Raw genomic sequence first — 15015 nt, forward strand, 5'->3', positions numbered from 1 at the left:
AGGGAGGGACGCGGTGGTGGATGTCACCGGTGAAGAGGGCCCGGGGCGCGGCAAGGTGCTCGTGGTGGGGATGGACGGGGTGCGCTTCGACCGGCTGCCCCTCCCTCAGCCTCCGGCCGGGGGGACCCCCATCTCGCTTCGCTCGCCGTCCACGGCACCCGTGCTGCACGGCCTGATGGCCGCGGGCGCCCACGGCAGCAGCCTGCTGCCGTACGGCGAGGCGGACGGTCAGGGTGGGAACGGACCGTCGACCAGCATGGCCTACACCGACTCCGGCCCCGGCTGGTCGAGCGTGCTGACCGGGGTGTGGCCCGACCGTCACGGGGTGACCGGCAACGACTTCACCGGCGCCGACTACACCCGTTACCCCGACTTCCTCAGCCGCGCCGTCACCACGCGGCCCGCTCTGCGCACCGCGGCCGCGGTGTCCTGGCCGGAACTGGTCCACCGCGGCACCCTCGGCCCCGCCATCGGCCGGCGTGTGCACTACGACGGCGAGTCCGACGGCTACGAAAACGCGGACCGCCTCGTCGCCCGCACCGCCGCACAGTGGCTCACCGAGGACGACCCGGACGTCGTGTTCGTGTACTTCGGCGCCACCGACGAGGCCGGCCACGCCACGGGCCCCCTCAGCCCCGCCTACGACCAGGCCCTCCTCGCCCAGGACGCCCACCTCGGGCGGCTGCTGGACGCGATCGGCTCCCGGCGCTCGGACCCCGCCCGTGCCGACGAGCAGTGGACCGTGCTGGTCACCACGGACCACGGACATCTCGACACCGGCGGCCACGGCGGCGACACGCGTGCCGAGCGGGAGGTCTTCGTCGTCCTCGCCGGGCCCGGCGTGCCCGGCGGCACCCGGCTGGACACGCCCCGCCTCATCGATGTCGCCCCCACCGTCCTGGACCGTCTCGGCATCCCCGTCGACCCCGCCTGGGGCCTGCGAGGCCGCGTGCTGCTTCGGACCGGCGAACCGAAGGACACCACCGGGGCCCCCTCAGGGCCCGGGCAGTCGAGGCACAGCTCGACGTCACCCACGTCACCACCGGGATGGTCATGACCGACGCTCTCTCCTACCCAGCCGATCCCCTGATCGCCCTGCGCCCCTGGGAGGCTCCCGAGGTGACCTCCTGGGGGCGTCTGCCGATGAACGCCGTCGATCGGCGGGCCGAAGCCCTGTGCTTGGACGGCGACTGGCGCTTCCAGCTGCTGCCCGCGCCCGATGCCCCGGTGGGCGTGGTCTGGTCGTCGGCGTACGTGCCCGGTGTCTGGACCATGCAGGGCACGGACGATCTTCCCCAGTACCTGAACGTCCGCATGCCGTTCGCCGAGTTCCCGCCGGGGGCACCCGCAGCCAACCCGACCGGCGTGTACGAGCGTGCGGTGGACGTGCCGGCCGAGTGGGCCGGGCGGCGGATCGTCCTTCAGGTCGGGGCCGCCGAGAGTGTGCTGCTGGTGCACGTGGACGGGCGGCCCGTCGGGATCTCCAAGGACTCCCACCTGGCCGCCGAGTTCGACCTGAGCACGGTGCTCCGTCCCGGGGAGCGGGCCACCGTACGCCTGACCGTCGTGAAGTGGTCCGACGCGTCGCACATCGAGGATCAGGACCAGTGGTGGCACGGCGGGATCACCCGCTCGGTGCTGCTGTACGCCACCGACCCGCTGTCTCTCGCGGACGTGACCGTGCGGGCCCGGCGGGACGGTGACCTGCGCGTGGACTGCCGGGTGCGGGACGCGGGCGGGGCGCTGCCCGAGGGCTGGTACGTCAGTGGCGAGCTGGACGGGCATCTGCTCACGCAGGACGCCGAGTTCGACCGCGCCAACGCCGAGGACGAGCGCGTCTCCCACTTCCTCGGCGAGGCCCGGTTGCGGGCCACCGTGCCCGAGGTGCGCACCTGGACCGCCGAGACGCCCGAGCTGTACGGCCTGACCGTCCGGCTGCACCGCGCCGACGGCACGGTCGCCGACACCTCCCGCCACCGGATCGGCTTCCGCGATGTCGAGATCAGCGGCCGGGACCTGCTGGTCAACGGCGAGCGCGTGTTCGTCCGGGGCGCCAACCGGCACGACTTCCATCCGCTGACCGGGCGGACCGTCTCGTACGACGACATGCGCGCGGACCTCGTCCTGCTGAAGCGGTTCGGCTTCAACGCGATCCGCACCGCGCACTACCCGAACGACCCGGCCCTGTACGACCTGGCCGACGAGCTCGGCTTCCACGTCGTCGACGAGGCCGACATCGAGTCCCACGACCACGCCCACGAGATCGCCGACGACCCGCGCTATCTGAACGCCTTCGTCGACCGGGTCGCACGCATGGTGCTGCGCGACAAGAACCACCCGTCCGTCATCATCTGGTCGCTGGGCAACGAGTCCGACTACGGCGCGAACCACGACGCGGCCGCGGGGTGGATACGCCGGCACGACCCGACCCGCCCGGTGCAGTACGAGGGCGCGGCCAGGCTCGGCTGGGCCGATCCCGACCTGGCCTCGGACATCGCCTGCCCCATGTACGCGCCGCTGGAGGAGTGCCTCGCGCACGCCATGTCCGGGAGGCAGACCAAGCCGCTCATCCAGTGCGAGTACTCGCACGCCATGGGCAACAGCAACGGCACGCTCGCCGACCATTGGGCCGCCATCGAGGCCACCCCGGGTCTTCAGGGCGGGTTCATCTGGGAGTTCTGGGACCACGGCATCCTCCAGCGTGTGAACGACGGCAGACCGGCCGGGCGCGGGGGTGCCGGGCTCTACGACAACGGTGTCGCCGCGCCCGGGCATCGCTGGGCGTACGGCGGTGACTTCGGGGAGACGCCGCACGACGGTGCCTTCATCGCCGACGGTGTCGTCTTCCCCGACCGCACCCCCAAGCCCGTGATGTACGAACACCGGGAGATCGCCGCGCCGCTGCGGATCGAGTGCTTCCGGCACGAGGGCGTCGTGCTGGGCAACCACCAGCACTTCCGCGACCTGGACTGGCTGTCCGGCGAGTGGGAGCTGTCCCTCGCCGACGGCGGCACCCTGACCGCTCCCGCCGAACTGCCCGATTTGCGGCCGGGCGAGACGGCCGCCGTGCCGCTGCCGTTCGAGCTGCCGGAGGACGGCGGCGAGGCGTGGCTCACGCTGCGGGTCACGACGGCCGGGGACGAGCCGTGGGCGCCACGCGGCACGGTGGTGTGCCTGCCGCAGGTACGGCTGCGGCATGCGCCCCCGGTGCGGCACGCTCCCGTCACGCACCGCCCCGTCGAGGTCGACGAGGACGGTCTGCTGGTCCATCCGCTGCTGACGGCCGGGCCCACGCTGTCGCTGTGGCGGGCGCCCACCGACAATGACGAACTGGGCGGCATGGCGGCCCGCTGGCGGGACTGGGGGCTCGACACGCTCACCCGCGAGGTCGTCGCCGTGCGACGTGACCCGGGACGGGTGGCGGTGGTCGCCGAGCACCTCTGCCCGGGCGGGACCGTCCGGCACGAGCAGGTGTTCACGGCCGTCGAGGGCGGGCTCCTGGTGGAGGAGTGCGCCGAGCTGCCCGAGGCGTTGGACGACGTGGCCCGGGTGGGGTCGGTCTTCGAGACGGTCGCCGGGCTGAACCTGCTGGAGTGGTTCGGGCAGGGCCCCTGGGAGTCGTATCCGGACCGGGGCGCGGGCGCGCCGGTCGGCCACCACTCCCTGCCGGTGGACGAGCTGTTCACGCCGTATCTGCGGCCCCAGGAGAGCGGCGGGCGGCACGGCATGCGGCGGTTCACGCTGTCCGCGCCGGACGCCACCGGGCTGGCGGTGCGGCTGGACCGGCCCCGCCAGGTATCCGTGACCCGCCATCGCGCGGCCGACCTCGCCGCCGCCGCGCACCACGACGAGCTGGTGCCGCGGGCCGGGTGCGTGGTGCACATCGACGCGGCGCACCGCGGGCTGGGCACGGCGTCGTGCGGGCCCGACACCTTCGCCGCCTATCTCGTCGCGGCCGGCGTCCATCGCTGGAGCTGGACGCTGCGCGTTCTCTGACCCTTCCTCCCCGTCACCCTTCATGGAGCACACGTGTGCACTTCGCATGACCACGACCTGGGCGAGGCGCCCCGTGCCGGTGCCGGAAGACGCGGTTTCCTGCGTGCCACCGCGCTGCTCGGTGCGACCGCCGCGGCGGTGGCCGCGCCGCCGGCCGCCACCGCCGCGGCGGCGCCCGCGAGTTGGCGCCCCGACCCGCACGGCCGCCGCTTCACGCTGGCCGTGATGCCGGACACGCAGTACCTCTTCGACGGGCCGAGCATCGACAAGACACCGGTCGAGGCGTCGCTGCGCTACCTGCTGGAGCACGGCGGGGAGGAGAACCTCGTTTTCCTGTCCCACCTCGGGGACCTCACACAGAACGGCGCGCAGGAGGAGTTCGCGGCGATCGGCGAGGCGTTCCGGCTGCTGGACCGGCGAGGTGTCGGCTACAGCGTCCTGGCCGGCAACCACGACGTGAAGTCGTCGACGACCGACCAGCGCGGTGCGACGCCGTACCTGGACGCCTTCGGTCCGCGGAGGTTCGAGGGCAGGCGGACGTTCGGCGGTGCCTCCCCGGACGGCTACAACACCTTCCACCTGTTCACGGCGGGCGGCCGGGAGTGGATGGTGCTCGCGCTGGACTGGCGGCTGTCGCCGCAGGGATACGCGTGGGCGAAGGAGGTCATGGCGCGGCACCCGCAGACGCCCGTGGTCCTCACGACGCACGAACTGGTCGTCGAGGACGACTCCCTGTCGTCGTACGGGCAGCAGCTGTGGGACCGGCTGATCGAGGACCACGACCAGGTCTTCCTCACCCTCAACGGGCACCACTGGCCCGCCGCCCGCGCGACGCGGAGGAACGCGGCCGGGCATGACGTCCATCTGCACCTGACGAACTACCAGAACCGCTACTTCGGCGGCGCGGCGATGATCCGCCTCTACCGCTTCGACCTGGACCGGAACGTCATCGACGTGGAGACGGTCTCCCCGTGGATCCTGGGCCGGGCCGCGAAGGGGCTCAACGAGCTGGAGCGGCAGGAGATGGAGCTGAGCGGCGACGCCGACCGGTTCTCCGTCGAGATCGACTTCCAGGAGCGCTTCTCGGGCTTCGCGCCCGTGCCCGCCCGGCCGGCGCGTACCACCTCGACGATGCTGGTCCCGGGCACGGTGGCGTACTGGCGGTTCGAGGAGCCCGTGGACACAACGGTCCGTGACCTGTCCGGGCGCGGCAACGACCTGTCCCTGGTCACGGTGAGCGGCGGCGCGCTGGGCTGGTCGCCGGACCACCACCCCGACCAGCCGGGCCACGGCAGCCTGGAGTTCCAGGGCTTCAAGTCCCCGCTGAAGGGCGCCTACCTGCGCACCGTCGACGGCGCCCCGCTCAACTCGGCCACCTTCAGGGGCGGTTACACCATCGAGGTGTTCTACCGCCTGCCCGCCGACTGGGACCCCGACCACAACGCCTGGTCGGGACTGGTCGGCCGCACGGGCACCGGCGGCGCCGCGGGCAAGACCGCCGACGACCCGGACGAGCCGCTGGCCACGCTGTCGCTGTCCAACGACCGCGAACCGCAGTGGGCGATGCGCTCGCTGAACCAGCAGGGCATCGCCACCAACTGGGGCCAGGAGACCCCGTTGGAGACCTGGTGGCACCTCGCGGTCGTCAACGACGGCAGGCACACCACGCTGTACGTCGAGGGCTGCCCGGTCCTCCGCAACCCGAAGGCGCCCTCGGTCGGTATCACCTCCGTCGGCCTGCCGTGGCTGCTGGGCGGCTACGAGTACGGCGGCAGGATCGATCAGATCTTCCACGGCCGGCTCGGCGACGTCCGCATCGTCTCCCGGGCGCTGCCCGTCACCTCCTTCATGAATCACTGACCTTCAAGCACCCTTCATGCCCGAGCAGCAACTGCCCGCCCCGGCCGGCCTGTCCGTCTCCCCCGCCGCCCTCGATCCGCAGGGCGGCCGGGCTCCCGCGCCGCGCGGGCCTGTTCGGCGCCGCGTTCGCCCTGGGCCCGGCCGCGACCTGGGCCCTGGCTGCCGGTGACGGCAGACGGATGGGGACGGTGACCCGGGGGCCGGCACGTGGTTCTGCCGGAACCCCGTGTTCGTGGCCGTGGGAGGTCCCTGACCTGGCGTGACGTGTGCGGCGGCGACGGCCCGTCCACGCGTGCAAGCAGGTCGAGAACTGATCGAGCGGAGGTACGGTGGGCCGCGTGACCGGTGAAGAGTCGCTGCGGCCCCAGTCCCTCATGCTGACGTTCCTGGGCGACCAGGTGCTCGGGCGAGACGTGTGCGTGTACTCGGGCAGCGTCATCGACGTGTTCGCCCGCGCCGGGATCGGCGAGCAGGCCACCCGCTCCACGCTGACCCGCATGGTGGGGCGTGACCTGCTGCGCCGGCAGCGCGAGGGCCGCCGCATGTACTTCGGTCTGACCGAGCGCTCGGAGGCGGTGCTGCGCGACGGCGAGAGGCGCATCTGGCAGACCGGTGCCGTCAACCGGCACTGGGACGGCACCTGGACCCTGCTCGGCTTCTCCCTGCCGGAGTCCTGGCAGCGCCAGCGCCACGACCTGCGCTCCCAGCTGACCTGGAGCGGCTTCGGCCCGCTGTTCAACGGCCTGTGGATCGCCCCCGGCGAGGCCGACGTGTCGGCCCTGGTCGCCGAACTGGGCCTGTCCGCCCACGTGAAGATCTTCCGGGCCCACGCGGACGCGGGCATGGACATCGGCCAGATGATCGAGGAGACCTGGGAGCTGTCCGACCTGGCCGGGCGCTACGCGTCCTTCGTGCGGAGATGGCAGTCCTGGGAGGACGGCCTCCCGGAGGCCGACGAGGCGCTCGTGCTGCGGCTGCGGCTCCAGACGGAGTGGCTGCGCATCGTCCGGCGGGACCCACGCCTGCCCGTCACGCACCTGCCGGAGGACTGGCCGGCGGAACAGGCCGAGCAGACGTTCCGGACCGTGCACGAGAGACTCTCACCCCTCGCCCGTGCCGCTTCGGAGCGCATTCTCGACCTGGTGCCCGCGCGGCCTCAGGCGTAGAACCGCGACAGGCTCCGCAGCACCGCGGCGGGCTTGGCGGCGCCCTCGATCTCGATGGCGCCCTCGACGGTGATCTGCACGCCGCCCGGCACGTCCTCGACCTCGGCCAGCTTCGCCGTGAGCCGTATGCGGGAGCCGGCCTTCACGGGGGAAGGGAAACGCACCTTGTCGAGGCCGTAGTTGACCTTCGTCGTCACGCCCTGGACGTCCAGCAGTTCGGTGAACAGGGGGATGAAGAGGGACAGCGTGAGGTAGCCGTGCGCGATGGGGGCTCCGAACGGTCCTCCCTTGGCACGCTCGGGGTCCACGTGGATCCACTGGTGGTCGCCCGTGGCGTCGGCGAAGGTGTTGATCCGCTCCTGCGTGACCTCGATCCACTCGCTGGTGCCGAGGTCGCCGCCGGCGAGCTTCCTGAGCTCGCCGAGGCCGTTGACGGTGATGGTCATGCGTTTCCTTACTGGTCGCCGTAACGGGTACGGACACGGGACTTGAGGAGTTTTCCGGAGGCGGTGCGCGGGAGTTCGTCCGCGACGACGACCGACTTCGGGATCTTGTACTTGGCGAGGCGTCCCGCGAGCGACGCGAGCACCTCGTCCGGGTCGAGGGCGGCGCCCTCGCGGGGCACGACCACCGCGTGCGGCACCTCGCCCCACTTGTCGTCAGGCACCCCGATCACCGCGCACTCGACGATGTCGGGGTGGGCGAGGAGCCGGTCCTCGATCTCGGCGGGGTAGATGTTCTCGCCACCGGAGATGATCATGTCCTTGATGCGGTCGACGATGTGGACGTACCCGTCCTCGTCGACCCGGGCGGCGTCGCCGCTGCGGAACCAGCCGTCCGCGAAGGACACGGCCGTCTCCTCGGGCAGCCCCCAGTAGCCGGGCATGACGTGCGGGCCGCGCACCATGACCTCGCCCACCTCGCCGACGTCGACCGGCGACAGGTCCGGGCGGACCACACGCACGTCGCTGAAGAAGTGCGGCACACCCGCCGAACCCGCCTTGCTGACGGCGTGCTCGGCGTCCAGGAACAGCGTGCCGGGAGCGGCCTCGGTCATGCCGTAGCCCTGGAGGAAGGTCAGGCCGCGCTCCTGGTACGCGGCGATCAGGGAGGTGGGGACCGGGGAGCCGCCGCACGTCAGGATGCGGAGCGACGACAGGTCGGCTTCGGCCCAGCGCGGATGCCGGGCCACCTGGTCGAACATCGTCGGCACACCGAACATGAAGGTGATCCGGTGCTGTTCGATCAGGTCGAAGGTGGCGTCCGGGTCGAAGGCGTCGACCAGGACGCAGGTGCCGCCCTTCAGCAGGACCGGGAGCGTGAGCATGTTCAGGCCGGCGGTGTGGAACAGCGGGGCGGAGACCAGGGCGCGCTCGTCGGCCAGCAGATCGAGGTCGATCAGGACGTTGATCGCGTTCCAGGTGAGGTTGCCGTGGGTGAGCATGGCGCCCTTGGGACGGCCGGTCGTGCCCGAGGTGTACATGATGATGCAGGTGTCGTCGGCGCCGACCGGTTCGTCGATCGGCTCCCCGGGCGCCTCGGCGATCGTCGCCTCGTATTCGGCTCCGGCCTCGATGTAGGTGCGTACGTCCGTGCTGCCGGGCAGGCCCGCGACCAGGCCGGCGTGGGACGGGCCGAAGACGAGGGCCTTCGCGCCGGAGTCGGAGAGCTGGTAGGCGATCTCGGGCCCGGCGAGGCGGATGTTGAGCGGGACGAAGACCGCGCCGAGGAGGCCGGCCGCGAACAGGGTCTCCAGGTAGGAGGGGTGGTTCGGGCCGAGGTAGGCGATCCGGTCACCGCGGCGCACGCCCCGGGCGCGCAGGGCGTGGGCGAGGCGGGTGACGCGCGCGTACAACTCCGCATAGCCGAGTGTCGTGCCGCCGTGGATCAGGGCGGTGCGGTGCGGGGTCTTGCGTGCCCGGCGTGCGGGCCACGATCCCAGTCCCTCGTTGCGCATGTCACGCCCCTTACGGTCGCGTCAGCCCGAGCAGGCGGGCGGCGTTCTCCTTGAGGATCTTCGGCCGGACCTCTTCCTTGATCGTCAGCTTGTCGAAGTCGGCGAGCCAGCGGTCGGGGGTGAGGACGGGGAAGTCGGAGCCGAAGAGCACCTTGTCCTTCAGCAGTGTGTTCGCGTACTGCACGAGCTGCGGCGGGAAGTACTTCGGCGACCAGCCGGACAGGTCGATGTGCACGCCCGGTTTGTGGGTGGCGACGGCCAGGGCCTCGTCCTGCCAGGGGAAGGACGGGTGCGCCAAGATGATCTTCAGATGCGGGAAGTCGGCGGCGACGTCGTCGATGTGCAGCGGGTTCGAGTACTTGAGCCTGATCCCGCCCCCGCCGGGGACGCCCGCGCCGATGCCCGTCTGACCGGTGTGGAAGAGGGCGATGGTGCCCGTCTCCTCGATCACCTCGTACAGGTCGTACGCCACCGACCGGTCGTCGGGGAAGAAGCCCTGGATGCTGGGGTGGAACTTGAAGCCCTTCACCCCGTACTCCTCGACCAGGCGCCGGGCCTGCTTCACCCCCGCCTTCCCGCGGAAGGGGTCGATGGAGGCGAAGGGGATGAGGACGTCGGCGTTGACGGCGGCGGCCTCGGCGACCTCCTCGTTCGGGACGGGTGGGGTGCCGGTGGCGGACTCGGCGTCCACCGTGAAGATCACGGCGGCCATGTTCCGCTCCCGGTAGTAGGCCGCCGTCTCCTCCAGTGTCGGCTTCCGCTTGCCCTCGACCTTGAAGTAGGCCGAGGAGGCGTCGTGCAGGTCGTCGTCGAGCGAGGAATGGCCCTTGGAGGAGACCTCCGCGTGGGTGTGGACGTCGATCGCGACCAGTGACTCCAGGTCCATCACGCCTCCGGGAGCTTCGGCGCCGGGATGCCGACCGACTGGAGCTCGGCACCGACCGAGGTGGGCCAGGCGTCCGCCAGGGCATCGGGGGTCCAGCCGCCGTCGGCGTAGGCCGCCCTGATCTCCTGCGGATGCGACCAGAGTGCCACCTTGTCGCCGCCGATGCCGATGCACTGGCCCGTCACGCCCCGGGCCGCCTCGGAGGCCAGGAAGGGGACCAGGGCCGCGCAGTCCTCGGGGGTGCCGAAGCCCTCGCCCTTGCGCAGGAAGCCGGGCAGCGGCTCGCCGTTCCGCATCGCCTCGATGTACGGGGCGAAGGCCGGGATCGTCTCGGTCATGGCGGTCGCGGCGACCGGCACGATCGCGTTGACGGTGATGCCCGCGCGGCCCAGCTCCATCGACCAGGTGCGGGCCATGGCCGCGATACCGGCCTTGGCGGCGGCGTAGTTCGTCTGGCCGAAGTTGCCGCGCTGGCCGGCCGGGGAGCCGACCAGGATCAGCGAGCCGCCCTCGCCCTGCTCGCGCATCCGGACGGCGGCGGCCCGGGCGCAGGTGAAGGTGCCCTTGAGGTGGGTGGTGAGCACCGCGTCGAAGTCCTCGTCGGTCATCTTCCACAGCACCTTGTCGCGCAGGATGCCGGCGTTGGTGACCAGGACGTCGAGCCGGCCGAACTCCTCGACCGCGCGGGCGACCAGCCGGTCCGCCGCCTCGGCCGTACCGACCGGGACCACCTCCGCCACGGCCGTGCCGCCCGCCTCGGTGAGGGACTTCACGGCCGCCTCGGCCACGGCCTCGTCGACGTCGTTGACGACCACGGACGCGCCGTGGGCGGCCAGGGCGTGGGCATAGGCGAGGCCGAGGCCGCGGCCGCTTCCGGTGACGACGGCGGCCTTGCCGGAGAGATCGATGCTGGGCACGAGCGGGTCCCTTCGCATGGGGTGCGGCGGTGAGCCGCTTGCGACGCGGCTCCGAGATCGAAGCTAAGAGCAATAATTGTTGTCGTCAATAGTTGTTGGCATCCGCCGGGTGCGGGACACTGGGGCCGGACCAGCACGCGCCGCACGACCAGGGAGCCCGCCATCAGCCGCCAGCACGCCACGAACCAGGCCCCCATCGACGCCCACGAGCCGTGGATGCGCGGCCTGCACGCCGACACGGGCTACCTGCTCTACCGCCTGGGCCTGCGCTCGGGACAGCTGTTCAACGCCTGCCTCCAGGAGTCGGGCCTGCGCCTGCGCCACTACGCGGTGCTGCGCTTCCTCGCCACCACCGAGGGCGCCCTCCAACGCGAGCTGAGCGCCCGGCTCGGCTACGACCCGAGCGCGATCGTGGGCTTGGTCGACGACCTGGAGGAGTTGGGCTTCGCCGAGCGCCGCCCCTCCCCCGACGACCGCCGCAGCCGGATCGTCGTCCTGACCGGGAGCGGCCGCGGGTTCCTGCGCGACACGGACGAGGCAGGTCTGCGGGTGACCGGCGAACTGCTGGGCCCGCTGGACCCGGCCGAGCGGGAGACCCTGCACGCGCTGCTGCTGCGGATCGCGGAGGACGGCCTGAACTGATGTTGTGCAAATGATTGACGGCTGCACGGTGGATGCATAGCTTCACGGATCAACCGCGCCCCGTCCCCAGGGAGCCCACCGTGCAGCCATCCCCGTCAGCCGCCCAACCCTCCCCTGATTCCCGTCAGTTGCGCCGCGTCGCCGTCTCCGGTCTGCTCGGCACGACCGTCGAGTTCTACGACTTCCTCGTTTACGGCACCGTCGCCGCGCTCGTTTTCGGCGAACTGTTCTTCCCGCAGGCCGACCCGGCGGTCGGCACCATCGCGGCGTTCGGCACCTTCGCCGCGGGCTATCTGGCCCGCCCGTTGGGCGGCATCGTCTTCGGGCACTTCGGCGACCGGATCGGGCGCAAGTCGATGATGCTGCTGACCATGGTCCTGATGGGGACCGGCAGCTTCCTCATCGGCCTGCTGCCGACGTACGACGCGATCGGCGTCTGGGCGCCGGTGCTGCTGGTCGCCCTGCGCGTGGTGCAGGGCATCGCGATCGGCGGCGAGTGGGGCGGCGCGATGCTGATGGTCGTCGAGCACGCCGAGCACGCGCGGGGTTCCCGGCGCGGCCTGTGGTCCAGCTTCACCCAGCTCGGCGCCCCGCTCGGTTCCGTACTGTCGGCCGGTGTGGTCACGCTCGTCGCCGCCCTGCCGGACGAGGAGTTCCGCTCCTGGGGCTGGCGGGTGCCGTTCCTGCTGAGCATCGTGCTGCTGGCCGTGGGACTGTTCGTGCGGCTGAAGGTCGCCGAGAGCCCGCTCTTCGCCCAGGTCAAGCGCGAGCCCGTGGACAAGCCGCCGATCCTCGAGGTGCTGCGCCGCCCCAAGCCCGTGCTGCTGGCCGCCTGCGTCGGCATCGGCGCGTTCACCGCACAGTCGCTGCTGACCAGCTTCATGATCTCCTACGCGGTCGACCAGGGGTACACCCGGCCGCAGGTGCTGACCGCGGTGACCATCGCCTCCTGCGTGGCCCTCGCCGTGCTGCCCGCGGCGTCCGCGCTCTCGGACCGGGTCGGCCGCAGGCCGGTCGTGCTGGCCGGCGCGGTCGCCTCGGCCGCGCTCGCCTTCCCGGTGCTGGCGCTGGTCGACTCCGGCTCGCCCGGCCTGCTGATCCTCGCTCTCGCCCTCGGTCACGGCGTGGCCCAGTCCACGATGTACGGGCCGCTCGGTGCCCTGCTCACCGAGATGTTCGGCACCCGCGTCCGCTACACCGGCGCCTCCCTCGGCTACCAGGGGGCGACCCTGATCGGCGCCGGGTTCTCCCCGCTGATCGCGGGCAGCCTCCTGGCCTCCTCCGGCGGCGGCAGCACCCCGGTGTCGCTGCTGCTGTGCGCGGGCGCGGCGATCACCGCGGTCACCGTGTGGCGGCTGCGCGAGACCCACACGGACGCCCTCGACACCCCCGCCACCGCCCCCGCCCTGGAAGGAACCCCGCGTTGAGGATCCGCCTCGCCTTACTGACCGCCTGCCTGTCCCTGGCGGCCACCGCGCTGCCCGCGCGGGCCGCCCCCGACGACACCCACCTGGAGGGCCGGCTCCCCTCCGGTGCCGCGTACGTGATGGACGTACCGGCCACCTGGAACGGCACGGTGCTGCTCTACAGCCACGGCTACACCCCGGCCGGAGCCCCCAACCCGGCACAGAACACGCCCGGTCCGGCCGCCCGGGACAAGCTGCTGGCCGAGGGCTACGCCCTGATCGGCTCCTCGTACGCGACGAACGGCTGGGCGATGACCGAGGCGGTGCCCGACCAGCTGGCCACGCTGGACCTGTTCACCGAGAGGTTCGGCACGGCCCGCCGAACGCTCGCCTGGGGCACCTCGTACGGCGGTTTCGTCACCAGCATGCTCGCCGAGCGGCACGCCGACCGGTTCGACGGGTCGCTGTCGATGTGCGGGCTGGTGCAGGGCGGTGTCGCCAACTGGAACAGCACGCTGGACCCCGTGTTCGCGCTGCGCACGCTCCTCGCTCCGGGCACCGGCCTGCGGCTCACGGGGTTCGCGGGCCGGGCGGAGGCGTCCGCCGCCGCGCAGACGCTCACCTCGAAGGTCGACGCCGCCCAGCAGACCCCCGAGGGCCGGGCCCGGATCGCCCTCGCCGCCGCCCTGCACGACATCCCCGGTCACAACGACCCCGCGCAGACCCGGCCCGGGCCCACCGACTGGAAAGCCCGGCAGGCCAACCAGTACGCCGCCGTCCGGGGCCTCCTCCGGCTGCCCGCCTTCGACTGGCGGCAGGAGGCCGAGAGCCGGGCCGGCGGCAACCCGTCCTGGAACACCGGCGTCGACTACACCGCCCTGCTCGCCCGCTCCCCGCTGTACAAAGGAGTGACGGAGCTCTACAGGGAGGCGGGACTGTCCTTGCGCACCGACCTCTCGGCCCTCGGCCGGGCGCCCCGGATCTCCGCCGATCCGCCGGCCGTGCGGTGGATGCGGAAGACCAGCGTGCTGTCCGGCCGGCTCAGCGACCCGCAGCTGAACATCCACACGACCGGCGACGCGCTGATCCCGGTGCAGTCCGAGAGCGCCTACCGGCGGGCCGCTGCGGCGGCGGGCTCCACGGGGCTCCTGCGCCAGGCGTACGTCGATGGCCCCGGCCACTGCACCTTCACCACGGGCGAGACTCTGGCCGCCCTGGACACCCTGGAGCACCGCCTGGACACCGGCCGCTGGGACGCCTCCCCCGGCGCCCTCAACGCGCGCGCCCGCGCCGAGGAACCGGCCGCCGAGCCCCGCTACGTCCCCTACCGCCCGGCCGCCTACCCCCGCCCCTACGACCTCGCCCACCCGGCCGACACCCGGCCATGACTCCTCGCTCCGCTCCCGACCGGCTGCTGTCCGTGCTCGCGGCCTTCGACCACGGGCATCCGGCGCTGTCCCTGACGGACATCAGCCGGCGGGCCGGGCTGAGCCTGACCACCGCGCACCGGCTGGTGGGCGCGCTCACCGAGTGGGGGGCGCTGGAGCGGGACGACTCCGGCGTCTACCACGTCGGGCTCCGGCTGTGGGAGCTCGCCGCGCTGGCCCCGCGCGGCCTCGCCCTGCGGCAGATCGCGCTGCCGTACCTGGAGGACCTGTACGAGGCGACGCACGAGAACGTGCAACTGGCCGTGCGGGACGGCCGGGACGTCGTCTACATCGAGTGGCTGTCCGGGCGGTCGGCGGTCGGCGTGCACATCCGCGTCGGCGCCCGGTGGCCGCTGCACGCCACCGGGGTCGGACTCGCCCTGCTGGCGCACGGCGCCCCGGAGTCGCAGCAGGAGTACTGCGCGGGCGCACTCGCCTCGTTCACTCCGTACACGATCACCGACCCGGTGCGGCTGCGGCGGGTGCTGGCCGAGGTGCGGCGGTCGGGGGTCGCGGTGAGCGACCGCCAGGTGACGGAGGACGCCGTGTCGGTGGCCGCTCCGGTACGCGGCGCGGACGGCACGGTGACCGCGGCCGTGTCCGTCGTGGTGCCCCACGCGGACGCCCAGGTGCCGGTCCTGGTCCCGGCGGTGCGGGTGGCGGCGCGCGGGATATCGCGAGCGCTCGGGTGGCAGCCCTGAACGGTGGCACTCCGGGATGAGGCACGGCGTCGCGTGCGCGCAGCGGCCCGTCCGGTG

Annotated in this window: 12 protein-coding genes and 1 pseudogene; 9 read left to right on the forward strand and 4 right to left on the reverse strand. The window is 72.4% G+C overall.

What is annotated here, in order from left to right; all coding sequences use genetic code 11:
* Nucleotides 1-70: 70 nt before the first annotated feature.
* From ACWD1U_RS10665 to ACWD1U_RS10685, 5 genes and pseudogenes are all read left to right on the forward strand, one after another.
* Nucleotides 71-1057: an alkaline phosphatase family protein gene (locus ACWD1U_RS10665; RefSeq protein WP_451106433.1), complete on the forward strand. Its 987-nt coding sequence runs from the start codon at nucleotides 71-73 to the stop codon at nucleotides 1055-1057.
* A complete protein-coding gene (locus ACWD1U_RS10670) occupies nucleotides 1054-3996 on the forward strand; it encodes a glycoside hydrolase family 2 TIM barrel-domain containing protein (protein WP_451106291.1) in 2943 nt (980 codons plus the stop codon). The genes ACWD1U_RS10665 and ACWD1U_RS10670 overlap by 4 nt, the downstream gene beginning before the upstream one ends.
* Nucleotides 3997-4029: 33 nt before the next feature.
* Nucleotides 4030-5856 (forward strand): LamG-like jellyroll fold domain-containing protein, encoded by a 1827-nt coding sequence (locus tag ACWD1U_RS10675; RefSeq protein ID WP_451106293.1) that lies wholly within the window; start codon nucleotides 4030-4032, stop codon nucleotides 5854-5856.
* Between the two features lie 16 nt (nucleotides 5857-5872).
* A pseudogene (locus tag ACWD1U_RS10680) lies at nucleotides 5873-6041 on the forward strand (histidinol-phosphatase); the annotation flags it as partial.
* A 153-nt stretch (nucleotides 6042-6194) separates the two neighbouring features.
* Complete coding sequence (locus tag ACWD1U_RS10685) at nucleotides 6195-7022, forward strand: PaaX family transcriptional regulator (protein ID WP_451106295.1); 828 nt, start codon at nucleotides 6195-6197, stop codon at nucleotides 7020-7022.
* On the opposite strand, the gene ACWD1U_RS10690 is transcribed toward ACWD1U_RS10685, so the two are convergent.
* The 4 genes from ACWD1U_RS10690 to ACWD1U_RS10705 are packed head-to-tail and all read right to left on the reverse strand — an operon-like array spanning nucleotide 7013 to nucleotide 10782.
* Nucleotides 7013-7468: a MaoC family dehydratase gene (locus tag ACWD1U_RS10690; protein WP_451106296.1), complete on the reverse strand. Its 456-nt coding sequence runs from the start codon at nucleotides 7466-7468 to the stop codon at nucleotides 7013-7015. The two genes, ACWD1U_RS10685 and ACWD1U_RS10690, sit on opposite strands and share 10 nt — an antisense overlap.
* A gap of 8 nt (nucleotides 7469-7476) precedes the next feature.
* A complete protein-coding gene (gene menE, locus ACWD1U_RS10695) occupies nucleotides 7477-8979 on the reverse strand; it encodes an o-succinylbenzoate--CoA ligase (RefSeq protein ID WP_451106298.1) in 1503 nt (500 codons plus the stop codon).
* 10 nt (nucleotides 8980-8989) lie between these two features.
* Nucleotides 8990-9865, reverse strand: a complete 876-nt coding sequence (locus ACWD1U_RS10700; protein ID WP_451106300.1) for an amidohydrolase family protein — start codon at nucleotides 9863-9865, stop codon at nucleotides 8990-8992.
* A complete protein-coding gene (locus ACWD1U_RS10705) occupies nucleotides 9865-10782 on the reverse strand; it encodes an SDR family NAD(P)-dependent oxidoreductase (RefSeq protein WP_451106302.1) in 918 nt (305 codons plus the stop codon). Before ACWD1U_RS10705 ends, ACWD1U_RS10700 begins: the two co-directional genes overlap by 1 nt.
* Nucleotides 10783-10998: 216 nt before the next feature.
* On the opposite strand from ACWD1U_RS10705, the gene ACWD1U_RS10710 reads away from it, so the two are divergent.
* From ACWD1U_RS10710 to ACWD1U_RS10725, 4 genes are all read left to right on the forward strand, one after another.
* Entirely contained in the window at nucleotides 10999-11424 is a 426-nt protein-coding gene (locus ACWD1U_RS10710; protein WP_451106304.1) for a MarR family winged helix-turn-helix transcriptional regulator, read from the forward strand.
* Nucleotides 11425-11504: 80 nt separating this feature from the next.
* Nucleotides 11505-12851 (forward strand): MFS transporter, encoded by a 1347-nt coding sequence (locus ACWD1U_RS10715; protein ID WP_451106306.1) that lies wholly within the window; start codon nucleotides 11505-11507, stop codon nucleotides 12849-12851.
* The gene (locus ACWD1U_RS10720; RefSeq protein WP_451106307.1) at nucleotides 12848-14218 is read left to right on the forward strand and encodes an alpha/beta hydrolase family protein; all 1371 of its coding nucleotides are present in this window, start codon (nucleotides 12848-12850) and stop codon (nucleotides 14216-14218) included. The genes ACWD1U_RS10715 and ACWD1U_RS10720 overlap by 4 nt, the downstream gene beginning before the upstream one ends.
* Nucleotides 14215-14958 carry an IclR family transcriptional regulator gene (locus ACWD1U_RS10725; protein ID WP_451106309.1) on the forward strand — a complete coding sequence of 248 codons (744 nt, stop codon included), beginning with the start codon at nucleotides 14215-14217 and terminating at the stop codon, nucleotides 14956-14958. The genes ACWD1U_RS10720 and ACWD1U_RS10725 overlap by 4 nt, the downstream gene beginning before the upstream one ends.
* Nucleotides 14959-15015: the final 57 nt, after the last annotated feature.

The sequence above is a fragment of the Streptomyces sp. NPDC002788 genome (assembly GCF_053592115.1).

Bases quoted from the DNA above. Each gene is read 5' to 3' on its own strand.
- ACWD1U_RS10665 (WP_451106433.1), top strand. From the start codon at position 71: ATGGACGGGGTGCGCTTCGACCGGCTGCCCCTCCCTCAGCCTCCGGCC.
- ACWD1U_RS10700 (WP_451106300.1), bottom strand. From the start codon at position 9,865: ATGGACCTGGAGTCACTGGTCGCGATCGACGTCCACACCCACGCGGAG.
- ACWD1U_RS10710 (WP_451106304.1), top strand. From the start codon at position 10,999: ATGCGCGGCCTGCACGCCGACACGGGCTACCTGCTCTACCGCCTGGGC.
- menE (WP_451106298.1), bottom strand. From the start codon at position 8,979: ATGCGCAACGAGGGACTGGGATCGTGGCCCGCACGCCGGGCACGCAAG.
- ACWD1U_RS10690 (WP_451106296.1), bottom strand. From the start codon at position 7,468: ATGACCATCACCGTCAACGGCCTCGGCGAGCTCAGGAAGCTCGCCGGC.
- ACWD1U_RS10670 (WP_451106291.1), top strand. From the start codon at position 1,054: ATGACCGACGCTCTCTCCTACCCAGCCGATCCCCTGATCGCCCTGCGC.
- ACWD1U_RS10725 (WP_451106309.1), top strand. From the start codon at position 14,215: ATGACTCCTCGCTCCGCTCCCGACCGGCTGCTGTCCGTGCTCGCGGCC.